24 protein-coding genes are annotated in these 21,680 nt (G+C 68.7%); 18 read left to right on the top strand and 6 right to left on the bottom strand.

Annotation, left to right across the window (positions count from 1 at the left end):
- Window positions 1-101: 101 nt before the first annotated feature.
- Window positions 102-593, bottom strand: coding sequence for a BrnA antitoxin family protein (locus PARN5_RS25120; RefSeq protein ID WP_018000351.1), 492 nt, complete (start codon window positions 591-593; stop codon window positions 102-104).
- Between the two features lie 265 nt (window positions 594-858).
- Between PARN5_RS25120 and PARN5_RS0113750 the strand changes: the two genes are divergently transcribed.
- Genes PARN5_RS0113750 through PARN5_RS0113765 form a run of 4 tightly spaced genes read left to right on the top strand, consistent with a single transcriptional unit; the run spans window position 859 to window position 4,359 of the window.
- Window positions 859-1,758, top strand: a complete 900-nt coding sequence (locus tag PARN5_RS0113750) for a metal ABC transporter substrate-binding protein (protein ID WP_026155428.1) — start codon at window positions 859-861, stop codon at window positions 1,756-1,758.
- Between the two features lie 14 nt (window positions 1,759-1,772).
- Window positions 1,773-2,684, top strand: a complete 912-nt coding sequence (locus PARN5_RS0113755; RefSeq protein WP_018000353.1) for a manganese/iron ABC transporter ATP-binding protein — start codon at window positions 1,773-1,775, stop codon at window positions 2,682-2,684.
- Complete coding sequence (locus tag PARN5_RS0113760) at window positions 2,681-3,538, top strand: metal ABC transporter permease (protein WP_018000354.1); 858 nt, start codon at window positions 2,681-2,683, stop codon at window positions 3,536-3,538. Before PARN5_RS0113755 ends, PARN5_RS0113760 begins: the two co-directional genes overlap by 4 nt.
- Window positions 3,535-4,359 (top strand): metal ABC transporter permease, encoded by an 825-nt coding sequence (locus tag PARN5_RS0113765; RefSeq protein ID WP_018000355.1) that lies wholly within the window; start codon window positions 3,535-3,537, stop codon window positions 4,357-4,359. Before PARN5_RS0113760 ends, PARN5_RS0113765 begins: the two co-directional genes overlap by 4 nt.
- 55 nt (window positions 4,360-4,414) lie before the next feature.
- On the opposite strand, the gene groL is transcribed toward PARN5_RS0113765, so the two are convergent.
- Both groL and PARN5_RS0113775 read right to left on the bottom strand, forming a co-directional pair.
- Complete coding sequence (groL, locus tag PARN5_RS0113770) at window positions 4,415-6,052, bottom strand: chaperonin GroEL (RefSeq protein WP_018000356.1); 1,638 nt, start codon at window positions 6,050-6,052, stop codon at window positions 4,415-4,417.
- A gap of 40 nt (window positions 6,053-6,092) precedes the next feature.
- Window positions 6,093-6,380: a co-chaperone GroES gene (locus PARN5_RS0113775; protein ID WP_018000357.1), complete on the bottom strand. Its 288-nt coding sequence runs from the start codon at window positions 6,378-6,380 to the stop codon at window positions 6,093-6,095.
- A 192-nt stretch (window positions 6,381-6,572) separates the two neighbouring features.
- Here PARN5_RS0113775 and PARN5_RS0113780 point away from each other — a divergent pair, with 192 nt between their 5' ends.
- From PARN5_RS0113780 to PARN5_RS0113825, 10 genes are all read left to right on the top strand, one after another.
- Window positions 6,573-7,874, top strand: a complete 1,302-nt coding sequence (locus PARN5_RS0113780; RefSeq protein WP_026155429.1) for a glycosyltransferase family 4 protein — start codon at window positions 6,573-6,575, stop codon at window positions 7,872-7,874.
- A 73-nt stretch (window positions 7,875-7,947) separates the two neighbouring features.
- A complete protein-coding gene (locus PARN5_RS0113785) occupies window positions 7,948-8,991 on the top strand; it encodes a TraB/GumN family protein (protein ID WP_018000359.1) in 1,044 nt (347 codons plus the stop codon).
- Window positions 8,981-9,316 carry a DUF4440 domain-containing protein gene (locus PARN5_RS0113790; RefSeq protein ID WP_018000360.1) on the top strand — a complete coding sequence of 112 codons (336 nt, stop codon included), beginning with the start codon at window positions 8,981-8,983 and terminating at the stop codon, window positions 9,314-9,316. The genes PARN5_RS0113785 and PARN5_RS0113790 overlap by 11 nt, the downstream gene beginning before the upstream one ends.
- On the top strand, window positions 9,316-9,957 hold the full coding sequence (locus tag PARN5_RS0113795) for a DUF1345 domain-containing protein (RefSeq protein WP_018000361.1): 642 nt from the start codon (window positions 9,316-9,318) through the stop codon (window positions 9,955-9,957). Before PARN5_RS0113790 ends, PARN5_RS0113795 begins: the two co-directional genes overlap by 1 nt.
- 65 nt (window positions 9,958-10,022) lie before the next feature.
- The gene (locus PARN5_RS0113800; RefSeq protein WP_018000362.1) at window positions 10,023-10,943 is read left to right on the top strand and encodes a manganese-dependent inorganic pyrophosphatase; all 921 of its coding nucleotides are present in this window, start codon (window positions 10,023-10,025) and stop codon (window positions 10,941-10,943) included.
- A 19-nt stretch (window positions 10,944-10,962) separates the two neighbouring features.
- The gene (locus tag PARN5_RS0113805) at window positions 10,963-11,832 is read left to right on the top strand and encodes a TIGR01459 family HAD-type hydrolase (RefSeq protein ID WP_018000363.1); all 870 of its coding nucleotides are present in this window, start codon (window positions 10,963-10,965) and stop codon (window positions 11,830-11,832) included.
- A 116-nt stretch (window positions 11,833-11,948) separates the two neighbouring features.
- Window positions 11,949-12,392, top strand: a complete 444-nt coding sequence (locus tag PARN5_RS0113810) for a MaoC family dehydratase (RefSeq protein WP_026155430.1) — start codon at window positions 11,949-11,951, stop codon at window positions 12,390-12,392.
- 32 nt (window positions 12,393-12,424) lie between these two features.
- The gene (locus PARN5_RS0113815; RefSeq protein WP_026155431.1) at window positions 12,425-13,354 is read left to right on the top strand and encodes a bifunctional riboflavin kinase/FAD synthetase; all 930 of its coding nucleotides are present in this window, start codon (window positions 12,425-12,427) and stop codon (window positions 13,352-13,354) included.
- Window positions 13,354-13,794 carry a YcgN family cysteine cluster protein gene (locus PARN5_RS0113820; protein WP_018000366.1) on the top strand — a complete coding sequence of 147 codons (441 nt, stop codon included), beginning with the start codon at window positions 13,354-13,356 and terminating at the stop codon, window positions 13,792-13,794. The genes PARN5_RS0113815 and PARN5_RS0113820 overlap by 1 nt, the downstream gene beginning before the upstream one ends.
- Window positions 13,791-14,834, top strand: coding sequence for a beta-eliminating lyase-related protein (locus PARN5_RS0113825; RefSeq protein WP_018000367.1), 1,044 nt, complete (start codon window positions 13,791-13,793; stop codon window positions 14,832-14,834). Before PARN5_RS0113820 ends, PARN5_RS0113825 begins: the two co-directional genes overlap by 4 nt.
- Here the strand turns inward: PARN5_RS0113825 and PARN5_RS0113830 are convergent.
- From PARN5_RS0113830 to PARN5_RS0113840, 3 genes are read right to left on the bottom strand one after another with little or no spacing between them, the layout of a single operon-like run.
- A complete protein-coding gene (locus PARN5_RS0113830) occupies window positions 14,831-15,298 on the bottom strand; it encodes a CinA family protein (protein WP_018000368.1) in 468 nt (155 codons plus the stop codon). The genes PARN5_RS0113825 and PARN5_RS0113830 overlap by 4 nt on opposite strands.
- Window positions 15,295-15,792, bottom strand: coding sequence for a phosphatidylglycerophosphatase A (locus tag PARN5_RS0113835; RefSeq protein WP_018000369.1), 498 nt, complete (start codon window positions 15,790-15,792; stop codon window positions 15,295-15,297). The genes PARN5_RS0113830 and PARN5_RS0113835 overlap by 4 nt, the downstream gene beginning before the upstream one ends.
- Before the next feature lie 4 nt (window positions 15,793-15,796).
- Window positions 15,797-16,939: a bifunctional 2-C-methyl-D-erythritol 4-phosphate cytidylyltransferase/2-C-methyl-D-erythritol 2,4-cyclodiphosphate synthase gene (locus PARN5_RS0113840; RefSeq protein ID WP_018000370.1), complete on the bottom strand. Its 1,143-nt coding sequence runs from the start codon at window positions 16,937-16,939 to the stop codon at window positions 15,797-15,799.
- 157 nt (window positions 16,940-17,096) lie between these two features.
- Here PARN5_RS0113840 and rpiA point away from each other — a divergent pair, with 157 nt between their 5' ends.
- The 4 genes from rpiA to PARN5_RS0113860 all read left to right on the top strand — a co-directional run bounded on the left by rpiA (window position 17,097) and on the right by PARN5_RS0113860 (window position 21,601).
- A complete protein-coding gene (gene rpiA, locus PARN5_RS0113845) occupies window positions 17,097-17,822 on the top strand; it encodes a ribose-5-phosphate isomerase RpiA (RefSeq protein ID WP_018000371.1) in 726 nt (241 codons plus the stop codon).
- A complete protein-coding gene (gene gorA / locus PARN5_RS0113850; RefSeq protein WP_018000372.1) occupies window positions 17,819-19,219 on the top strand; it encodes a glutathione-disulfide reductase in 1,401 nt (466 codons plus the stop codon). The genes rpiA and gorA overlap by 4 nt, the downstream gene beginning before the upstream one ends.
- Window positions 19,220-19,280: 61 nt before the next feature.
- Complete coding sequence (gene hflK, locus PARN5_RS0113855) at window positions 19,281-20,519, top strand: FtsH protease activity modulator HflK (protein ID WP_018000373.1); 1,239 nt, start codon at window positions 19,281-19,283, stop codon at window positions 20,517-20,519.
- The gene (locus tag PARN5_RS0113860; protein ID WP_018000374.1) at window positions 20,519-21,601 is read left to right on the top strand and encodes a protease modulator HflC; all 1,083 of its coding nucleotides are present in this window, start codon (window positions 20,519-20,521) and stop codon (window positions 21,599-21,601) included. The genes hflK and PARN5_RS0113860 overlap by 1 nt, the downstream gene beginning before the upstream one ends.
- Window positions 21,602-21,680 lie beyond the last annotated feature (79 nt).

Here is a 21,680-nt window from a genome sequence, read left to right on the forward strand (position 1 = left end):
CAGTTATCCTTAAGTGCCGAAGGAGTTCCTCTTTTAAGCACGACGTGTGTTTGAGTTCTAGTAGTCCCGGGTTGGTATTTTGGCATTCCCCTTTGCCTCCCTCACCCCCTCTTCCCCTCCGACTCCACCCTTACCACCGCGCTCGGCATCCGTTCCTTTCCCATCGGCACCCCCACCTCACCAAACCGAGTCGCCTCATCCCCAAGCGCCTCATCCTCCATCCGCTGCAAATCCCCCCAGCGCGGCCGCGCCCCGTCGAAGCCTTCCTCGACCCGCCGCTGCATGTAATCCATCGTCTCCGCCCCGCGGATCATCCCCGCCAGCCGGGCATGCATCCAGACCGACAGCACCCGGTTCAGCCGCGGCTGCCAGTCCGCCCCGGTCGAGCGAAAGAATTTTACCACCTCCTCGTCCAGCCGGATCGTCACGCGGGTCTTCTTCGACTGCCCCTTCTCGCGCGCGATCTCGTGCCATTCGGCGGGGATGCGCAGCTCCTCCATCAGCCGCTGGTGCAGATCCCATTCCAGCATCCGCATGGCATCGGCCATGTAGTGGTAATTCACCCGCCGCTGCTCTTCCGCCCTGCTGACCATCCCGACCTCCGACGCCCGTGCCAAACCGCCCCCAGCCTCCGCGCAACGGGTTAACCGCGCCTTAACGCGGCGCGCGTTGCCGGTGTACGCGCGGTGTACGCGGCGTGCATGCCCGGTGCACCCGCGGCACGGCCCGATTTCACAGCCAGTTGCGATTGATTTGCACTTGCGATACGCTCGCAAGACGCTATGTCTATATGCGACCAACTCGCAACTGAGTCGGCGCCGCAAAAGGCTGCGCGCCGCGAAACCGGAAGGGATGAGCATGGCTCGGACAGGCGCGCGCCTGATTGGCGCGGTGGCGGCGATGGCGCTCGTGGCGGGCCCTGCTGCGGCCGCGGAGAAGATGAAGGTGGTCACCACCTTCACCGTGCTGGCCGACATGGCCCGGCATGTGGCGGGGGACGCGGCCGAGGTGGTCTCGATCACCAAGCCCGGCGCCGAGATCCACGGCTATGAGCCGACGCCGCAGGATATCGTCCGGGCCCAGGGCGCCGACCTGATCCTGTGGAACGGCATGAACCTGGAACGTTGGTTCCAGCAGTTCCTGGCTAACCTGGGCGAGGTGCCCTCGGTCACGCTGACCGAAGGCATCGACCCGATCCCGATCGCCGCCGGCGGCTATGAGGGCAAGCCGAACCCGCATGCCTGGATGGGCCTGACCAATGCCGAAGCCTATGTTGACAATATCGCCAGGGCCTTTTCGCAGCAGGATCCCGCCAATGCCGCGACCTATGCCGCCAATGCCGGAACCTACAAGGAACAGCTGCGCGCGGCGCTGGAACCGCTGCGGGCCGAGATCGCCGCCATCCCCGAGGAGCGGCGCTGGCTGGTGACCTGCGAGGGCGCCTTTCCCTATCTGGCGCGCGACCTGGGGCTGAAGGAGCTTTACCTCTGGCCGATGAACTCGGACCAGATGGGCACGCCGCGCCAGGTCCGCACGGTCATCGACGGCGTGCGCGAGCATCGGATCCCGGTGGTGTTCTGCGAAAGCACGGTGAACACGGCCCCGGCCGAGCAGGTCGCGCGCGAGACCGGGGCGCATTACGGCGGCGTGCTCTATGTCGACAGCCTGTCCGAGCCGGACGGGCCGGTGCCGAGTTACCTCGACCTGTTGAAGGCCACCACCGAAACCGTGGCCAGGGGCCTGGCCGCCGGCAACTGAGCAAGGGAGCAGGGATGCGCGACGACATCAGGACCCAGCTTGGGGAAAGCGACCGGGCCGACCCCGGCGGCGGCATCGACGCCCGCGACGTGACCGTGACCTATCGCAACGGGCTGACCGCGCTGCGCCATGCCAGTTTCCAGATCCCGCGCGGCACGGTCACCGCGCTGGTGGGGGTGAATGGCGCCGGAAAATCGACGCTTTTCAAGGCGATCATGGGGTTCGTGCCGGCCGCCGCGGGCGAGATCCGCCTGTTGGGCATGACGGTGCGCGAGGCGCTGAAGCGCAACCTGGTCGCCTATGTGCCGCAGGCCGAGGAGGTGGACTGGTCATTCCCCGTGCTGGTCGAGGATGTGGTGATGATGGGCCGCTATGGCCACATGGGTTTCCTGCGCATCCCGCGTCAGGCCGACCGCGACGCCGTGGATGCGGCGTTGGCGCGGGTGGATATGCAGGACTACCGCCACCGCCAGATCGGCGAGCTTTCGGGCGGTCAGAAGAAGCGCGTCTTCCTGGCCCGTGCCCTGGCGCAGGACGGCCGCGTCATCCTGCTGGACGAGCCCTTTACCGGCGTCGACGTCAAGACCGAGGACCAGATCATCGCGCTGTTGCGCGAGCTGCGCGACGAGGGGCGGGTGATGCTGGTCTCGACCCACAACCTGGGCTCGGTGCCGGAATTCTGCGACCGGGTGGTGCTGGTCAAGGGCACGGTGCTGGCTTACGGCCCGACCGAGACCACCTTCACCCGCGAGAACCTGGAGACCGCCTTTGGCGGCGTGCTGCGCCGCTTTACCCTGGGCGGCGGCGCGCTCCATGACGACGACGACCCGCGCCGCGTCACCATCCTGACCGATGACGAGCGCCCGCTGGTGCAATACGGCGACCGCACCCATACGGCCGGGGAACCGGCGGAGGGCCGGGAATGAGCCTGCTGCTGGAGCCCTTCGACTATCTCTACATGACCAATGCCATGTGGGTCTCGGCGCTGGTCGGCGGGGTCTGCGCGTTCCTGTCCGCCTATCTGATGCTCAAGGGCTGGTCGCTGATCGGCGACGCGCTGTCGCATTCCGTGGTTCCGGGCGTCGCCGGCGCCTATATGCTGGGCCTGCCCTTCGCGCTGGTGGCCTTTCTCTCGGGCGGGCTGGCGGCGGCGGCGATGCTGTTCCTGTCGGACCGCTCGGGGCTGAAAGCCGATGTGGTGATCGGGCTGATCTTCACCAGCTTCTTCGGGCTCGGGCTGTTCATGGTCTCGATCAACCCGATGGCGATCTCGGTCCAGACCATCACCATGGGCAATATCCTGTCGATCACCCCCGCCGACACGCTGCAACTGGCGATCATCGGCTTCGTCTCGCTGGCGGTGCTGCTGGCGAAGTGGAGGGACCTGATGGTGGTCTTCTTCGACGAAAGCCACGCGCGTTCGGTCGGGCTGCGGCCGGGGCTCTTGAAGGCCGTGTTCTTCGTGCTGCTCTCGGCCTCGGTGGTGGCGGCGATGCAGACGGTCGGCGCCTTCCTGGTCATCGCCATGGTGGTGACGCCGGGCGCGACGGCCTATCTGATCTGCGACCGCTTCCCGCGGCTGATCGGGCTCTCGGTCGCCATCGGCACGGTCACCAGCTTCACCGGCGCCTATCTGTCCTATTTCCTCGACGGCGCCACCGGCGGCATCATCGTGGTGCTGCAGACGCTGATCTTCCTTGCGGCCTTCGTCTGGGCGCCGAAGCACGGGCTGCTCGCTGCCCGCGCCAAGGCCCGCGCCGCGCTGGAGGCCACGCCATGAGCGCGCTTCTGGCGCCCTTTCAGTTCGGCTTCATGCAGAACGCCTTTCTGATCGCGGTGATCGTCTCGGTGCCGACGGCGCTGCTGTCGTGCTTCCTGGTGCTCAAGGGCTGGGCGCTGATGGGCGATGCGGTCAGCCATGCCGTGCTGCCGGGCGTGGTGCTAGCCTATCTCTGGGGCTTTCCGCTGATCCTGGGCGCCTTCACCGCCGGCATGGTGACGGCGCTGGCCACCGGCTATCTGTCGGGCAACAGCCGGGTCAAGCAGGACACGGTGATGGGCGTGGTCTTCTCGGGCATGTTCGGGCTGGGCATCGTGATCTATACCGCGATCACCTCGGACGTGCATCTGGACCATATCCTGTTCGGCAACATGCTGGGCGTCGGCCCGCAGGACCTGCAACTGGCGCTGGGGATCGCGCTGCCGGTCGCGGCGGTGCTGCTCGTGAAATGGAAGGATCTGATGCTGCATGCCTTCGATCCGGCGCAGGCGCGGGCTTCGGGGCTGCCGGTCGGGCTGCTGCATTACGGGCTGCTGGCGGTGCTGTCGCTGACCATCGTCGCCACCATGTCGGCAACCGGGCTGATCCTGGCGGTCGGGCTCCTGATCGCGCCGGGGGCCATCGCCTTCCTGCTGGTGCGCAGCTTCGGCCGCATGCTGGCGGTGGCGGTCGCGGTCTGCATGGCGGCGATGCTGGCCGGGGTCTATGCCAGCTTCTGGCTCGACAGCGCGCCGGCGCCGACCATCGTGCTGATCCTGACCGGGATCTTCGTGCTGGCCTTGCTGCGCCGGCTCGCGCAGCAGCGCCGGGCCTCGGCCTGAATCGAAAAGGCCGCCCCTTTCGGGACGGCCGATCCTTCGCCAAAGGCGGGGCTGATTACATCATGCCGCCCATGCCGCCCATGTCGGGCATGCCACCGGCCGGAGCCTTCGGCTCGGGCTTCTCGGCGATCATCGCCTCGGTGGTGATCAGCAGGCCGGCCACCGACGCCGCGTCTTCCAGAGCGGTGCGGACGACTTTCGCCGGGTCGATCACGCCGAACTTGAACATGTCGCCATATTCTTCGGTCTGGGCGTTGAAGCCATAGGCCTTGTCGTTCGACTCGCGGACCTTGCCGGCCACCACGGCGCCGTCGACGCCGGCGTTCTCGGCGATCTGGCGCATCGGGGCTTCCAGTGCGCGGCGGACGATGGCGATGCCGGCATCCTGGTCCGAGTTCACACCCGTCAGGCCTTCCAGCGCCTTGCCGCCCTGGACCAGGGCCACGCCGCCACCGACGACGATGCCTTCCTGAACCGCCGCACGGGTGGCGTTCAGCGCGTCATCGACGCGGTCCTTGCGCTCTTTCACTTCGATCTCGGTCATGCCGCCGACGCGGATGACGGCAACACCGCCGGCCAGCTTGGCAACACGCTCCTGCAGCTTCTCGCGGTCGTAGTCCGAGGTGGTTTCCTCGATCTGCTGGCGGATCTGGCTGACGCGGGCCTCGATCTCGGCCTTCTCACCGGCGCCATCGACGATGGTGGTGTTGTCCTTGTTGATCGAGATCTTCTTGGCGCGGCCGAGCATGTCGATGGTGACATTCTCCAGCTTCATGCCCAGGTCTTCCGAGATCACCTGGCCGCCGGTCAGGATCGCGATGTCCTGCAGCATGGCCTTGCGGCGATCACCGAAGCCCGGAGCCTTCACCGCAGCGATCTTCAACCCGCCGCGCAGCTTGTTGACGACCAGCGTGGCCAGGGCCTCGCCCTCGACGTCCTCGGCGACGATCAGCAGCGGCTTTTGCGACTGGATCACGGCCTCCAGCAGCGGCACCATCGGCTGCAGCGACGACAGCTTCTTCTCGTGCAGCAGGATGTAGGCGTCTTCCAGGTCCGCGACCATCTTGTCAGCATTGGTCACGAAATAGGGCGAGAGATAGCCGCGGTCGAACTGCATGCCTTCGACGACTTCGACTTCGGTCTCCATGCCCTTGTTTTCTTCGACGGTGATCACACCCTCGTTGCCGACGCGCTGCATGGCCTCGGCGATCTGCTGGCCGATGAAGGCCTCGCCATTGGCCGAGATGGTGCCGACCTGCGCCACTTCGGACGAGTCGTTGACCGGGCGGGCGGCGGCCTTGATGGCCTCGACCACTTTCGCGGTGGCGACGTCGATGCCGCGCTTCAGGTCCATCGGGTTCATGCCGGCGGCAACGGCCTTCATGCCCTCTTTCACGATGGCCTGGGCCAGCACGGTGGCGGTGGTGGTGCCGTCGCCGGCCTCGTCATTGGTGCGCGACGCGACTTCGCGGACCATCTGCGCGCCCATGTTCTCGAACTTGTCGGACAGTTCGATCTCCTTGGCGACCGAGACACCGTCCTTGGTGATGCGCGGGGCGCCGAAGGACTTGTCGATCACCACGTTGCGGCCTTTCGGGCCCAGCGTGACCTTCACGGCATCGGCGAGGATGTTCACGCCTTTCAGCATGCGGTCGCGGGCGTCGGTGTTGAACCGGACTTCTTTCGCAGCCATTCTATCTACTCCTGTAATGGGTTATGCGGGAAAGGCGAGATCAGGCGATGATGCCCAGGATGTCGCTTTCCTTCATGATCAGCAGTTCTTCACCGTCGACGGTGACCTCGGTGCCCGACCATTTGCCGAACAGCACGCGGTCGCCGGCCTTCACGGCCGGGGCGATCAGTTCGCCCGAATCCTTGCGCGCGCCTTCGCCGACCGAGACGATCTCGCCCTCGGCGGGTTTTTCCTTGGCGCTGTCGGGGATGATCAGGCCGCCCTTGGTCTTTTCGTCCGACTGGACGCGGCGGACCAGAACGCGGTCGTGCAGCGGTTTGAAAGCCATGTGAACACTCCGGTGTTACAGGTTGGTTTAAGGTGTTGGCACTCGGTCTTGGTGAGTGCCAGTGACGCCCATCTAGGCAGAGCCCCGGCACCTGTCAACGCCCGGCTGCCAGAAAAATTCGCCGCGAAATCCGCTTGACGCGGTTTCTGCGCCGCGGCTACGCGGGAAAGGGACAAAGCGGCGGGGGACGGCATCTTGGACAGGCGTATCAAGGCTCTGGTCATCGCCGAGGCGGCAAACCCGGAATGGGTCTCGGTGCCGCTGGTCGGCTGGTCGCTGGCCCATGCGCTGCGCGATCTGGCCGATGTCCATATCGTCACCCAGGTCCGCAACCGCGAGGCGATCCTGCGCGCCGGCCTGGTCGAGGGTCGCGATTTCACCGCCATCGATAGCGAGGCGCTGGCGGCGCCGATGTGGCGGCTGGCCGAGCGGCTCAGCATGGGCAAGGGCGTCGGCTGGACGATCAAGACCGCCGTCTCGACCCTGGGCTACGGCTATTTCGAGCGGCTGGTCTGGCGCGCCTTCGGCGCCCGCATCCGTGCCGGCGAATTCGACATCGTGCATCGCGTCACGCCGCTGACGCCGACCGCGAACAGCCTGCTTGCGCCGCGCTGCAAGCGGGCAGGGGTGCCCTTTGTCCTTGGGCCGCTGAACGGCGGCGTGCCCTGGCCCAAGGGCTTCGACAGCGAGCGGCGGCGCGAAAGGGAATGGCTGTCCTATGTGCGCGGTGCCTACAAGGCGCTGCCGGGCCGGGGCGCGATGCTGCGCGACGCCAGCGCCGTCATCTGCGGCTCGATGCATACCCTGGGCGAGATCTCGGCGAAATATCGCGGCAAGACGGTCTGGCTGCCCGAGAACGCCATCGACCCCGCGCGCTTCAGCCTGACCGCGCCGCAGCCGGGCACGCTGCCGCTGCGCGGCTGCTTCATCGGCCGGCTGGTGCCCTACAAGGGCGCCGACATGGCGATCGAGGCGGCGCTGCCGCTGCTGCGCTCGGGCGCGCTGGTCCTCGACATCATCGGCGACGGTCCGCAAATGGCGCAGCTGCGCGATCTGGTGGCGCGCGAAGGCGTCGGCGATGCGGTGAACCTGCTCGGCTGGGTGGAACATGCGCAGGTGCAGGCCATCGCGGCGCGGTCGCAACTGCTGGTGTTCCCCTCGGTGCGGGAATTCGGCGGCGGCGTGGTGCTCGAGGCGATGGCCCTGGGCGTGGTGCCGGTCATCGCCGATTACGCCGGGCCGGGCGAGCTGGTCGATGACGCGACAGGCTTCCGCATCGCCATGGGCAGCCGCGCGCAGATCGTCGCCGGGCTGCGCGCGCGGCTGGAGGCCATCGCGGCCGATCCTGCCGTGCTGCCGGGCATGGCGGCGGCGGGGCAGGCGCGGGTGATGCGCGATTTCACCTGGCCCGCCAAGGCCGCGCAGGTCAACCGGATCTGGCACGCGCTGCTGGCGGGACAGGCGCCGCCGCAGGAGCTGCCGCTGCCGCGCTAGGCTGGCGCGCGCCCGCTCTGGTGCCTTGGGGGGCGCCGTGCCATGCTGGCGCGGAACCTGCCCGGAGCCCGCGATGCGCCTGAAATCCCTGCTGACCGCCCTTATCGCCGCCGCGACCCTGGCCTGGCCCGCGGCGGCGCAGGAATGCGTCGGGCGCAATCTGTTCGACACCATGGCGCCCGAGCGGCTGGCCCAGCTGCGCGCCGCGACCGCTGCCGTGCCCCATCACAAGGGCCTGTTCTGGCGCGCGGGCAAAGGCGACAGCCATGTGCTGCTGCTCGGCACCTATCACTTCGCCGATCCGCGCCACGAGCGGACCATGGCCCGCTTCGGCCCCGAGATTGACCGCGCCGCCGCCCTGCTGGTCGAGGCCGGCCCGGCCGAGGAAGCGAAGCTGGCCGAGGCCATGGCCGCCGACCCGACCCTGGTCGTCGATACCACCGGCCCGACCCTGCCCGAGCGGTTGGGCGAGGCGGATTGGCAGGCGCTCTCGGCCGCGCTCGAGGATCGCGGCCTGCCCGCGCTGATCGCCAGCAAGCTGCGGCCCTGGTATGTCGCGGTCATGCTCGGCATCTCGCCCTGCATGAAGCGGATGGTCGAGGCGCGGGGCGATGCCGGCGGGCTCGACCACCTGCTGATCGCCCGGGCCGAGGCGGCGCAGGTGCCGGTGCGGGCGCTGGAGCCCTGGGACACCGTCTTCACCCTGTTCCGGGACATGACCCCCAAGGAAGAAGAGGACATGATCCGCGCCGCCATGCCCGCCGCCGCCTATGCCGACGATTACGCGACCACGCTCAGCGACAGCTATTTCGCCGGCGACAGCTGGCTGATCTGGGAATTCGGCCGCTTCGACGCCTATGAGAACTCGGGCCTCAGCCGGGCCGAGGTGGACCGGCAGATGCGGCTGGCGCAGGAAAAGCTGATGGACCAGCGGAACGAAAGCTGGATCCAACCCATTGAACAGGCAGCGGCCGACGCCGCCCGCCAGGGCAAGGGCGTGGTCGCGGGCTTTGGCGCGCTGCACCTGCCGGGCCGGCATGGCGTGCTGCAACTGTTGCAGGACCGCGGCTGGACCATCAGCCCGGTCACGGTGGAGGGGATAGGCGATGGCGGATGATCTGTGGCGCGAGGAACGCGAATTCTGGCTCTCGGGCGCGGCCGAGGCGGCGAGGAAGCTCGATGACGCCTGCCTGATGGCCTTTGCGCCCACAGGCATCCTGACCCGGCGCCGGGTGGTCGAAGCCCTGTCCGCGGCCCCGCGCTGGCAGGAGGTCACCATGAGCGACCGCGCCGCCATCGAGACCGACGTTCTCTGCGTGCTCGCCTATCACGCCGCCGCCCGCCGCGCCGGGGCCGAGACCTATCGCGCGCTCTGCACCACCACCTGGATCCGCCGCGACGGCGACTGGCGCATCGTCCAGCACCAGCAGACCCCCGCCTGATGCTTTCCGACCTGCGGCGCCACCTGCGCTTCCTGCTGAGCTTCGCACTGGGGCTGGCGGTGGGCCTGGGCGCCTGGCGGATGCAGGCGCTGGACCGGCTCTTGCTGTTCTCCGTCACCTTCTGCCTGGGCTACCTGCTGCTGACCGGGCTTCTGATCCGGCGCATGACCGTCGAGATCATGCGCGGCCATGCCGATCTCGACGACGAGGGCATGAGCGTCATCGTCCCCATCGCCTTCGGCTCGGTCGCGATCAGCCTGGTGGCGATCCTGCTGACCATCCGCGACCCGCATTCCGGCTTCTGGCTGCGGCCGGCCCTTGCGCTGGCATCGGTGCCGCTGGGCTGGGCGATGATCCACACGGTCATGGCCTTTCACTACGCGAGCCTCTGGTATGCCCGCCGCCCGGACGGGCGCGAAAAGCGCAACCTCGGCTTTCCCGGCCTGCCTCAGGGCCAGGACGCGACGATCTGGGATTTCCTCTATTACAGCTTCACGCTGGGCATGGCGGCGCAGACCGCCGACGTCACCGCGCTGGACAGCCAGGCGCGGCGGATCACGCTGCTGCATTCGGCCTTCTCGTTCTACTACAACACCGTGCTGCTGGCCCTGGCGCTGAATGCGGCGCTAGCCTTGGGTTGATAGACATTCCCGGCCCCGCGCCCTATAACCCGCGCGAATTTTCCGCCCAATCTCAGGGGATCAGCATGATCAAGGTTTTCGGCCACAAGGCCCCCGACACCGACTCGACCGGCTCGCCCATCATCTGGGCCTGGTATCTGTCCGAGATCCGCAAGGAGCCCGCCGTCGCCGTGTTGCAGGGCGAGCCGAACACCGAGGCCGCCTGGATGCTGGCCAAGTGGAACCTCGACAAGCCCGCGATCATCGCCGACGTGGCCGCCGGCGACCGCTGCGTGATCGTGGACACCAACAACCCCGCCGAGCTGCCCGAATCGCTGGCCTCGGCCGAGGTGATCGAGATCATCGACCACCACCTGCTGGCCGGCGGCATCAAGACCCGGCTGCCGATCAGCATCACCATCCGCCCGCTGGCCTGCACCGCGACGATCATGCACGACCTGATCGGCGACGAGGCCCTCGCCCGCGCGCCCCGCGGCGTCAAGGGCGCCATGCTGACCTGCATCCTGTCCGACACGCTGGAGTTCCGCAGCCCGACCACCATGCCGCATGACCGCTGGGTGGCCGAGAAAATCGCGCGCGACCTGGGCATCTCGATCCCCGAATACGCGGCCGAGATGTTCGCGGCGAAGTCCGACGTCTCGGCCTTTACCGAAGAGGCGCTGCTGCGCATGGACAGCAAGGAATACGAGCTCGCCGGCAAGCAGCTGCGCGTCTCGGTGCTGGAAACCACGGCGCCGCAGGTGCTGCTGGACCGCAAGGGCGCGCTGATGGCGGCCATGCCGGGCGTCGCCGCCGCCGATGGCGCCGACGAGGTGCTGCTGTTCATCGTCGACATCCTGAACGAGGAAGCGACGCTGCTGGTGCCGAACGACTTCGTCAAGGCCGTGGCGGAAAAGAGCTTCAACGCCACCGTCAGCAGCGACACGGTCGTCCTGCCCGGCATCATGTCGCGCAAGAAGCAGATCATCCCCGCGCTCGCGGTCTGAACGAAAAGAAGGCATCTCCATGACGCAGATCATCCGCTCGCTGGCCGAGGTCGGCACCCATTACGACGTCCTGTTCTGCGATCTCTGGGGCTGCCTGCACAATGGCAAGGCGCCCTGGCCCGCGGCGATCGCGGCGCTGCAGGCTTTCCGTGCCGGCGGCGGCCGCGTGGTGCTGATGACCAATGCGCCGCGGCCGTGGAAATACGTCGCCGAGCAGCTGGACCGCATGGGCGTGCCGCGCGACGCCTGGGATCTGGTGGTCAGCTCCGGCGACGCCGCGCAGGACGCGATGTTCGCCGGTGCCGTCGGCCGCCGGGTCTGGGCCATCGCCCAGGACAAGGACGAGGGCTTCTTCACCGACATCCCCGAGGAATGGCAGGACGCCCCCCCGATCCAGCGCGTGCCCATGACCGAGGCCGAGGGCATCGTCTGCTGCGGCCTCTTCGACGACCTGACCGAAGTGCCCGAGGATTACCGCACCCGGCTGATCCTGTCGCGCGAGCGCGGGCTGAAGCTTCTGTGCGCCAACCCCGACGTGGTGGTGGACCTGGGCGAGAAGCGGGTCTATTGCGCCGGCGCCCTGGCCGAGATGTATCAGAACCTGGGCGGCGAGGCGCTGTATTTCGGCAAGCCGCATCCGCCGATCTATGACCTGGCGCGCCGCCGGCTGGGCATCGACGACAATGCCCGCATCCTTGCCGTGGGCGACGGCATCGCCACCGACATTCCCGGCGCCGCGGGCGAGGGGATCGACGCGCTGTTCGTCACCGGCGGGCTGGCCGCGGCCGAGTTCGGCCCCGACGTGGAAAACCCCGACCCGGCCATGCTCGAGGAATGGCTGGCGATGCGGGCCGAGGCGCCGCGCTACAGCATCGGCCGGCTGCGCTGATCTGGAAAGCGGGCCGGTAATAATCGGTCCGTTTTTTGCCAAGACACATTATTTTATTGCGCGACGCCCCCGGTGCTGCTATGCAGCATGAAGCTACTCACCGGGGGCATTGAATGATGCTGGACAATCTTCCGCGCGGCACCATCGTCATCGAGGATCTGGAAGTCGGGATGATGCGCTACCTGCAAAAGGTGGTGACCGACGAGGATATCGAGATGTTCGCGGCCGTCTCGACCGACCGCAATCCGGTGCATCTCGATGAGGATTATGCCCGCGACACCATCTTCGAGGGCCGCATCGCCCATGGCATGCTGACCGCCGGGCTGATCTCGGCGGTGATCGGCGAACAGCTGCCCGGCCATGGCACGGTCTACCTGGGCCAGACGCTGAAATTCATGGCGCCCGTGCGCCCGGGCGACCTGGTGCGGGCCGAGGTGACGGTCGATGCCATCGACCATGCGAAACGCCGCGTGACCCTTGCAACCCGCTGCCTAGTCGGTGATACGGTCGTCCTGAAAGGCGAGGCGGTCGTTCTGGCGCCAAGCCGCAAATTCGACTGACCGGGCCGGTCTGCGGCCCACCGGGGGGCCGCTTGCGCATCCATCACGACTGGAAAGCCTTGCCGCTCGATGCCCGTGGCGCGAGCGTTGCCATGGGGAATTTCGACGGCGTGCATCTGGGGCACCGCTCCGTCATCGACGCCGCCCGCGCCGCCTGCGACGCGCCCCTGGGCGTCATCACCTTCGAGCCGCATCCGCGCCAGTTCTTCGCCGGCGACGCGCCGGCCTTCCGGCTGATGAACGCGGAATCGCGCGCGAACCGGCTGGCGCGGCTGGGGGTCGATCACCTGTATGAACTGCCCTTCGACGCGGTGCTGGCGGGGCTGTCGCCCGAGGATTTCGCCCGCGAGGTGCTGGTCGGCGGCCTTGGCATCCGCCATGTCACCGTCGGCGCCGATTTCTGCTTCGGCCGCCAGCGCTCGGGCAGCGCGCAGACGCTGAGCCAGCTTGGGGCCGAGCTGGGCTTCGGCGTCACCGTCACGCCGCTGATCGGCGACGGCGCGGTCGAATACAGCTCGACCGCGATCCGCCAGGCGCTGGCCCAGGGCCGCACCCGCGACGCCGAGCGCATGCTGGGCCACTGGCACCGCATCGACGGCGAGGTGCTGCATGGCGACAAGCGCGGCCGCGACCTGGGCTTTCCCACCGCCAACATGGCGGTCGAGGGGCTGCACCTGCCGCAGCTCGGGGTCTATGCCGTGCTGGTCGACGTGCTGACCGGCCCGGACCGCGGCAGCTACAAGGGCGTGGCCAGCCTGGGCGTGCGGCCGATGTTCGGCCAGAACCGCCCGAACCTGGAAGTGCATATCTTCGACTTCAACGCCGATCTCTATGGCCAGCACCTGTCGGTGGCGCTGGTCGAATATCTGCGGCCCGAGGCCAGGTTCGACAGCCTCGACGCGCTGGTCGCGCAGATGAACCGCGACAGCCAGGGCGCGCGCGAGATCCTGGCGACCCGCTGATGCGCCCCCGGTTCTGGGAACTGCCGCTGAAGTCGCTGGCCCGCGACGAATGGGAGGCGCTTTGCGACGGCTGCGGCAAATGCTGCCTCAACAAGATCGAATTCGAGGATACCGGCGAGCTGGCCTTTACCCGCGTCGCCTGCCGGTTGCTGGACGGCGAGACCTGCCAATGCTCCAGCTACCCGAACCGCCATGATTTCGTTCCCGATTGCGTCGTCCTGACCCCCAAGAAGCTGCGCGAGATCGCCTGGTGGCTGCCCGCGACCTGCGCCTACAGGTTGCGTGCCGAGGGCAAGCCGCTCTACGACTGGCACTATCTGATCTCGGGGGACCGCGAATCGATCCATCGTGCCGGCGCCTCGGTGCGCGGCTGGACCGTCAGCGAAACCTCGGTGACCGAGGACGACTGGGACGAGTATATCATCGAGGATCTGTCATGAATTTTGCCTCGGACAATGCCGGCGGCGTGCATCCCCGGATCATGGCGGCCCTGGCGGCGGCGAACGAGGGCCATGTGCCCTCATACGGCGCGGATCGCATCACCCAGGCGGCGCAGGACCGGGTGCGGGAACTGTTCGATGCGCCCGAGGCGGCGGTGCATTTCGTGACCTCGGGCACGGCGGCCAATGCGCTGGCGCTGTCGCTGCTGGCGCCGGGCTGGGGCAAGGTCTTCTGCCACGAAACCGCGCATATCCAGACCAGCGAGACCGGCGCGCCCGAGTTCTTCACCGGCGGCGCGAAGCTGGTGGGCATTCCCGGCATCGGCGGCAAGATCACCCCCGAGGCGCTGGCCGAGACCCTGGTCGCGCATGGCCGCGAGGGCGTGCATGCCGGGGTCAATGCCGCGCTGTCCCTGACCAATGCCACCGAATGGGGCACCGCCTACAGCCCCGACGAGGTCGCGGCGCTGGCCGGGCTGGCGCGCGTGGCCGGGCTGGGCGTCCACATGGACGGCGCGCGTTTCGCCAATGCGCTGGCCGGGCTCGACGTGGCCCCGGCCGACCTGACCTGGCGCGCCGGCATCGACATTCTGTCCCTGGGCGCGACCAAGAACGGCTGCATGGCGGTCGAGGCGGTGGTGATCTTCGACCCGGCCAGATCCGAGGAATTCGGTTTTCGCCGCAAGCGCGGCGGCGGGCTGGTCTCGAAGCATCGTTTCCTGTCGGCGCAGGTTCTGGGCTGGCTCGAGGGCGATCTGTGGCTGCAACTGGCGCGCCACGCCAACGCCATGGCGCATGAGCTGGCGCTGGGGCTGTCGCGGCTGCCGGGCGTGCGCATCGACCAGCGAGTCGAGACCAATTCGGTCTTTGCCACCATCCCGCGCGAGTTGCATCGCCGGGCCTGCGCCAGCGGCATCTGCTATCATCTCTGGCCGCATACCCAGGACGAGGCGGGCGAGGATCCGGTCAGCATCCGGCTGGTCTGCGGCTGGGACACGCGGCTGGAGGATGTCGAGGGCGCGCTGCGGGCGCTCTCCTAGCGCAGCGCCGCCGCGAGCAGTTCCAGCGCATGCGCGACGGTCGCGGCCCGCACCTCGGCCCGGCCGCGTGGGCCGAACTCGACCGTCTCGGTCCTGACGCCTGCCGCATCGGCGATGCCGAAACAGACCCGGCCCTCGGGCTTGTGCTCGGACCCGCCCGGCCCGGCGATGCCCGTCACCGCGACCGCGATGCCGGCGCGGGACCGCGCCAGCGCGCCCGCAGCCATCTCGGCGGCGATTTCCTCGCTGACGGCGCCATGGGCTTCCAGCGTTTCGGGACGGATGCCCAGCATCTCGAGTTTGGCGGCGTTGGAATAGGTGACAAAGCCGCGATCGACCGCATCCGACGAGCCCGGCACATCGGTCAGCCGCCCCGCGATCAGCCCGCCGGTGCAGCTTTCGGCGGTGGCGATCATCACGCCGCGCCGGCGCGCCAGGTCGAGGACAAGGGCGGGATCGGTCACAGCATCGGCTCCAGCACGGCATGGTAAAGCCCGGCCAGGATGACCGAGACCACGCCGGCGAACAAGCCCGCCCACAGGTCGTCCAGCATCAGCCCGGTCGCGTCGCCCCTTCGGTCGGCGCGTCCGACCAGCCAGGGTTTCCAGATGTCGAACAGCCGGAACAGCAGGAAGGGCGCGACATAGCCCGGCCAGGCGTCGAGGATCGAGGCCCCGTGCCGCGCCAGCGGAATCACCGTGAAGCTCATCGCCAGCCATTGCCCGGCGACCTCGTCGATCACCACCCAGGACGGATCCTTGTCGGCGCTGACCGCCAGCACCTTCGGCACCGCCCAGAAGCCCAGCACGGTCGCCAGCACGAAGCCCGCCGGCACCAGCCAGGGCGAGAGCCATTCGTAAGCCGCGACCCCCAGCACCACGGCGGCGGCCGAGCCCCAGGTGCCGGGCGCGGGCTTCAGCCGGCCGATGCCGAAGACGGTGGCGATCAGTCTTTCCATGGCGTCACCTGCGGATCAGGGTTGCGGTGGCGATGGCGGCGATGCCTTCCTCGCGCCCGGTGAAGCCCAGCCGTTCCGAGGTGGTGGCCTTGACGCTGATGCGGTCGAACTCGACGCCGGTGATCTCGGACAGGCGCAGCGCCATGGCACCGGCATGGGGGCCGACCTTGGGCCGCTCGCAGATCAGCGTCACGTCGGCATTCGAGATCTCATAGCCCATCTGCCGCGCCAGTTCCGCGGCGTGGCGCAGGAAGATATGGCTCTCGGCCCCCTTCCACTGCGGGTCCGAGGGCGGGAAATGCCGGCCGATGTCGCCCTGCGCCAGCGCGCCATAGATCGCGTCGGTCAGCGCGTGCATGCCCACATCGGCGTCGGAATGGCCCAGGAGCGCCTTGTCATGCGCGATCTTCACGCCGCAAAGCCAGACATGATCGCCGGTCGTAAAGGCGTGCACGTCGAAGCCGTTGCCCAGGCGGATGTCCATTGTCCCCTCCAGAATCCGGCGCGCGCGCTTGAAATCGGCGCCATAGGTCAGTTTCAGATTGTCCTCGTCGCCGGGCGTCACCGTGACCGGGATGCCGGCGCGGATCGCCAGTTCCACGTCGTCGGCGGCGTCGGTCGGACCGGCGCGATGCGCGGCCAGGATCGGCGCCAGCGCGAATCCCTGCGGGGTCTGGGCGAGCATCAGCCCGTCGCGCGGGGCGGTGGCCTGCACGAAGCCGCCCTCGGCCCGCCACAGCGCATCGGTGACGGGCAGGGCGGGCGCGGCGGCGGGCGCGCCTTGTGCCAGCGCCTGCACCACGGCCTCGATCACCGCGGGGGAAACCAGCGGCCGGGCGCCGTCATGGATCAGCACATGGGTGATGCCGCTGCCGGACAGGCTTTCCAGCGCCGCGCGCACGCTTTCGGCGCGGGTGGCACCGCCGGCGACCAGCGTCACCGGGCCGGAAAGCTCGGCCACGCCGCGGGCCATGTCCTCGGGCGCCAGCGTCACCACGATGCGCGGGAAATCCGCGAAGGCGGCGATGCTGCGCGCCAGCACCGTGGGGCCGGAGAGCGTGCGCCATTGCTTCGGCAGCCCCTGGCCCGCGCGGGTGCCGCGGCCGGCGGCGGTGATGATGACGGCATATGTGTCGGGTATCCTCATGGCGGGCAGGTTTAGGTCAGCCCCGCGCGCGAGGCAATCGCCCGTGCCCCGGCGTTTCGTCGCGGGCGAAAATCGACGCCGGCCATGGCCCAGGCAGGCGCTTTCGTCCTATAAGGTTCGCGACCGCCCGCGACGGGCCTCTGCCAAGGATTTCGCCATGACCGACCCCGCCCAGACCGATCTTTCCAAGGACGCCGCCGCGCGCGCCGCCGTGGCGCTGGTCCAGCCCGGCATGCGGCTGGGCCTGGGCACCGGCTCGACCGCCGCGATCTTCGTGCGTCGCCTGGCGCAGCGGGTCGCCGAAGAGGGGTTCGAACTGCGCTGCGCCGCGACCTCGAAGGCCACGGCCGAGCTTGCGACCTCGCTGGGCCTGAAGGTCGAGGATCTGAACGACATCGGCTGGCTCGACCTGACCATCGACGGCGCCGACGAGGTGGACCCGGACCTGAACCTGATCAAGGGCGGCGGCGCCGCGCATCTGCGCGAAAAGATCGTCGCCACCGCCTCGGACCGCATGGTGGTGATCGCGGACCAGGGCAAGGTCGTGGACCGGCTCGGCGCCTTCCACCTGCCGGTCGAGGTGATTCCCTTCGGCTGGCAGACCACCCGGACGCAGATCCAGCGCGCGCTGGACGACCTGGGGCTGACGCATCGCCCGATCCTGCTGCGCAAGCGCGACGGTGAAACCCTGCTGACGGACGAGGGCAATTACATCCTCGATCTCGCGCTGGAAGCGATCCCGGACCCGCAGGCGCTGGCGCGGCGGCTCTCGGCCATCGCCGGGGTGGTTGAACACGGGCTGTTCCTGAATATCTGCCAGCTTGCGATCATCGGCTGTCCCGACGGCTCGGTCGTGGAACTGCTGCGTGAGGATATCGAATGACTTTCGACTATGACCTGTTCGTCATCGGCGGCGGCTCGGGCGGGGTGCGCGCGGCGCGCATCGCGGCCAGCGAATACGGCGCCCGCGTCGGCCTGGCCGAGGAAAGCCGCATGGGCGGCACCTGCGTCATCCGCGGCTGCGTGCCGAAGAAGCTGATGATCTTCGCCAGCCAGGCCGAGGCCCATGCCGCCGAGGCGCGCGGCTATGGCTGGCAGACCGCCGGCGCCGGCCCCTTCGACTGGACCATGTTCCGCCACAAGCTGGATGCCGAGCTGACCCGGCTGGAAGGCGCCTATACCGGCGGGCTGGCGGCCGCGAACGTGGACATCCACAAGAGCCGCGCCCGGCTGGCCGATGCGCATACCGTGGAACTGGCCGACGGCCAGCGCCTGACCGCCAAGCATATCCTGATCGCGGTCGGCGGCCGGCCCTCGCTGCCCGGCATCGAGGGCGAAGAGCTGGGGCTGATCTCGGACGACCTGTTCCTGCTGGAGCAGCTGCCGGGCCGGGTGCTGGTGGTGGGCGGCGGCTTCATCGCCTGCGAATTCGCCACCATCCTGCAGGGCCTGGGCTGCCAGACCACGCTCTCCTATCGCGGCGACGCGGTGCTGCGCGGCTTCGACGGCGAGATGCGCCGCCATGCCACCGAGCAGCTGCGCATGATCGGCGTCGACCTGCGGCTGGAAAGCAACCCGGTCCGGCTGACGGCCGAGGGCGAGGCGCGCCGGGTCGATTTCGCCGATGGCAGCAGCGCAGTCTTCGACGCGGTGATCTTCGCCACCGGCCGCGCGCCCTATACCAAGGGCCTGGGGCTGGAAGAGGCCGGCGTCAAGCTGGGCCGCAAGGGCGAGATCGTCGTGGACGAATGGTCGCAAAGCGCGGTGCCCTCGATCTATGCCGTGGGCGATGTGACGGACCGGGTAAACCTGACCCCGGTCGCGATCCGCGAGGGCCACAGCTTCGCCGACACCGTCTTTGGCGCCAAGCCCCGCAAGGTCGATCACGGCCTGGTCGCCAGCGCCGTCTATACCCGCCCGCATGAGCTGGCGACGATCGGGCTGACCGAAGAGGAAGCCGCCGAGCGCGGCCCGGCGCTGGTCTATGTCGCCAGCTTCCGGCCGATGCGCTCGCTTTTCGCGGGCTCGGACGCGCGGGCAACGATGAAGCTGATCGTCGATGCCGAGACCGACAAGGTGCTGGGCTGCCACATCTTCGGGCCCGAGGCCGGCGAGATGATCCAGATGGTCGCGATCCCCATGGGCATGGGCGCCACCAAGGCCGATTTCGACGCGGCGATCGCCGTGCACCCGACCCTGGCCGAGGAGCTGGTGACCATGCGCAAGCCCACGCGGCGCGTGGGCGATGACAATTCCGACAAAGCCGACGCATCGGCTTGATTTTTCGACCGAAGGCACCAGTTTCCAACGGGAAGACACAAAAGAGCGAGGCACGAGACGGATGGCGGGACAAGGCCCCTGGGGCGGCGGCGGCGGAGATGACGGCAAGGGCGGCAGGCAGCCGCCGCAGGGGGACGACCAGAAGGGCGGTCCGCGCCCCTGGGGCAATGCCGGAGGCAACAACCAAGGCGGCCGCGACGACCGCCCGCAGGGTCCGCGCCGGGGCGAGCAGATCCCCGAGATCGAGGAGCTGGTCCGCAAGGGGCAGGACAAGCTGCGCGTGCTGATGGGCGGCAAGGGCGGCGGCGGTAGCCCGCGCGGCACCGGGCCGCGCCGTCCCGGCCCGCAGTTCCAGATGAGCCGCGGCACCTGGGGCATCGGTGCGCTGGCCGTGGCCGCGCTTTGGGCCTTCACCAGCTTCTACACCGTGGACGAGGGCCAGCGCTCGGTCGAGCTGCTGTTCGGCCGGCCCTATGCGCTGGGTGATCCGGGCCTGAACTTCGCGCCCTGGCCGGTGGTGACCAAGGAACTGGTCCAGGTCTCGGGCGAGCGGGTGACGGAAATCGGCACCGGCCAGGCCGGGCCGAACGACAGCGGGCTGATGCTGACCCGCGACCAGAACATCGTCGACATGCAATACCAGGTGGTCTGGAACGTCTCGGACCCCGAGAAATTCCTGTTCAACCTCGCCGATCCCGACGACACCATCCGCGCCGTGGCGGAATCGGCCATGCGCGACATCGTGGCGCGCTCGGAACTGGCGCCGATCCTGAACCGCGACCGCGAGCAGATCCGGGCCGAGCTGGAGCGCGCTGCGCAGGGCACGCTGGATTCCTATGACTCCGGCGTCAACATCGTCCGGGTGAACCTGGCCCGCGCCGACCCGCCGCGCGAGGTGATCGACAGCTTCCGCGAGGTGCAGGCCGCCCAGCAGGAACGCGACCGGCTGGAGAAAGAGGCCGACGCCTATGCCAACCGGGTGCTGGCCAATGCGCGCGGCGAAGCCGCCGCCGTGGTCGAACGCGCCGAGGCCTATCGCGCCGAGGCCGTGAACAATGCCGAGGGCGAGGCCGCGCGCTTCAACTCGGTCTATGACGAATATGTCAAGGCGCCCGAGGTGACGCGGCGCCGGATGTATCTGGAAACCATGGAGAAAGTTCTGGGCCAGGCGAACAAGGTCATCATCGACGGCGAGGCCGGGCAGGGCGTCGTGCCCTATCTGCCGCTCGACCAGCTGCGCAGCGGCGCCACCGGCAATGCCGGCAGCAACAACGGCACCAACAACGGGGGGAACCAGTGATGAACCGTGCAATCTCTGTCCTGGTCCTGCCGTTCCTGGTCGTCATCGCGGTGATCGTGGCGGCCTCGGTCTATATCGTCGACGTGCGCGAAAAGGCCCTGGTGCTGCGCTTTGGCGAGGTGGTCGAGGTGCGCGAGAACCCCGGCCTCGGCATCAAGGTGCCCTTCATCGACAGCGTGGTGCGCTATGACGCCCGCATCCTCGGCCTGCCGACCCGGCCGATGGAGGTCACGCCGCTGGACGACCGCCGGCTGGTGGTCGATGCCTTTGCCCGCTGGCAGGTGCTCGACGCGCAGAAGCTCTATCAGGCGACCGAGGGACGCGGCCTGCCCCGCGCGCAGGAACGGCTGGATTCGATCATCAACGACGTGATCCGCCGCGTGCTGGGCTCGGTGCCTTCGACCACGGTTCTGTCGGACGACCGCACCGCGCTGATGAACCGCATCCGCGACGGCGCGCGCGGCGAGGCCGAGGCGCTGGGGATCCGCGTCATCGACGTGCGCCTGACCCGCACCGACCTGCCCGAGCAGAACCTGACCGCGACCTATGCCCGGATGCGGGCCGAGCGCGAGCGCGAGGCCGCCGACGAGATCGCCCGCGGCGGCGAGGCCGCGCAGCGCGTCCGTGCCGCCGCCGACCGCACCGTGGTCGAGCTGACCTCGGAGGCGCGCAAGCGGGCCGAGGTGGTCCGCGGCGAGGCCGACGCCCGCCGCAACGCCATCTATGCCGATGCCTTCGGCCGCGATCCCGAGTTCTTTGCCTTCACCCGCTCCATGACCTCCTATGAGCGGGCGCTGAAGGGCGAGAACAGCTCGCTGGTGATCAAGCCCGAGGGCGAGTTCTTCGACTATCTGCGCAACGACGGGGCCGACCGCGCCAACCCGGTGCCGACCCCGGCCCCGGCCGTGCCCTCGGCCTCGGCCGAGCCGGAGACCGACACCGCCGCCGAGGACACGGTCGCCCCGACCGAGACCACGCGCGAGGGCGAGCCGCTGGGCGCGAGCTCCGGCGTCACGCTGACGCCGATGCCCGAGGCGCTGTCGAGCCCGCCGCAGCAGGAACCGGCCGTGCCGGCGAACTGAGCGGCGCACGACGAAACGAAAAAAGGCGGGGCGCGCATCGCTGCGCGCCCCGCCTTTTTTCATGTGCCGTCACCTGCGC

It is taken from the genome of Paracoccus sp. N5 (assembly GCF_000371965.1).
GTDB lineage: Bacteria > Pseudomonadota > Alphaproteobacteria > Rhodobacterales > Rhodobacteraceae > Paracoccus.

Bases quoted from the DNA above. Each gene is read 5' to 3' on its own strand.
- PARN5_RS0113750 (WP_026155428.1), top strand. From the start codon at position 859: ATGGCTCGGACAGGCGCGCGCCTGATTGGCGCGGTGGCGGCGATGGCG.
- PARN5_RS0113760 (WP_018000354.1), top strand. From the start codon at position 2,681: ATGAGCCTGCTGCTGGAGCCCTTCGACTATCTCTACATGACCAATGCC.
- gorA (WP_018000372.1), top strand. From the start codon at position 17,819: ATGACTTTCGACTATGACCTGTTCGTCATCGGCGGCGGCTCGGGCGGG.
- PARN5_RS0113825 (WP_018000367.1), top strand. From the start codon at position 13,791: ATGAATTTTGCCTCGGACAATGCCGGCGGCGTGCATCCCCGGATCATG.
- PARN5_RS0113755 (WP_018000353.1), top strand. From the start codon at position 1,773: ATGCGCGACGACATCAGGACCCAGCTTGGGGAAAGCGACCGGGCCGAC.
- PARN5_RS0113800 (WP_018000362.1), top strand. From the start codon at position 10,023: ATGATCAAGGTTTTCGGCCACAAGGCCCCCGACACCGACTCGACCGGC.
- groL (WP_018000356.1), bottom strand. From the start codon at position 6,052: ATGGCTGCGAAAGAAGTCCGGTTCAACACCGACGCCCGCGACCGCATG.
- PARN5_RS25120 (WP_018000351.1), bottom strand. From the start codon at position 593: ATGGTCAGCAGGGCGGAAGAGCAGCGGCGGGTGAATTACCACTACATG.
- PARN5_RS0113790 (WP_018000360.1), top strand. From the start codon at position 8,981: ATGGCGGATGATCTGTGGCGCGAGGAACGCGAATTCTGGCTCTCGGGC.
- PARN5_RS0113835 (WP_018000369.1), bottom strand. From the start codon at position 15,792: ATGGAAAGACTGATCGCCACCGTCTTCGGCATCGGCCGGCTGAAGCCC.
- PARN5_RS0113805 (WP_018000363.1), top strand. From the start codon at position 10,963: ATGACGCAGATCATCCGCTCGCTGGCCGAGGTCGGCACCCATTACGAC.
- hflK (WP_018000373.1), top strand. From the start codon at position 19,281: ATGGCGGGACAAGGCCCCTGGGGCGGCGGCGGCGGAGATGACGGCAAG.
- PARN5_RS0113785 (WP_018000359.1), top strand. From the start codon at position 7,948: ATGCGCCTGAAATCCCTGCTGACCGCCCTTATCGCCGCCGCGACCCTG.
- PARN5_RS0113810 (WP_026155430.1), top strand. From the start codon at position 11,949: ATGCTGGACAATCTTCCGCGCGGCACCATCGTCATCGAGGATCTGGAA.
- PARN5_RS0113840 (WP_018000370.1), bottom strand. From the start codon at position 16,939: ATGAGGATACCCGACACATATGCCGTCATCATCACCGCCGCCGGCCGC.
- PARN5_RS0113860 (WP_018000374.1), top strand. From the start codon at position 20,519: ATGAACCGTGCAATCTCTGTCCTGGTCCTGCCGTTCCTGGTCGTCATC.
- PARN5_RS0113765 (WP_018000355.1), top strand. From the start codon at position 3,535: ATGAGCGCGCTTCTGGCGCCCTTTCAGTTCGGCTTCATGCAGAACGCC.
- PARN5_RS0113775 (WP_018000357.1), bottom strand. From the start codon at position 6,380: ATGGCTTTCAAACCGCTGCACGACCGCGTTCTGGTCCGCCGCGTCCAG.
- PARN5_RS0113820 (WP_018000366.1), top strand. From the start codon at position 13,354: ATGCGCCCCCGGTTCTGGGAACTGCCGCTGAAGTCGCTGGCCCGCGAC.
- PARN5_RS0113795 (WP_018000361.1), top strand. From the start codon at position 9,316: ATGCTTTCCGACCTGCGGCGCCACCTGCGCTTCCTGCTGAGCTTCGCA.
- rpiA (WP_018000371.1), top strand. From the start codon at position 17,097: ATGACCGACCCCGCCCAGACCGATCTTTCCAAGGACGCCGCCGCGCGC.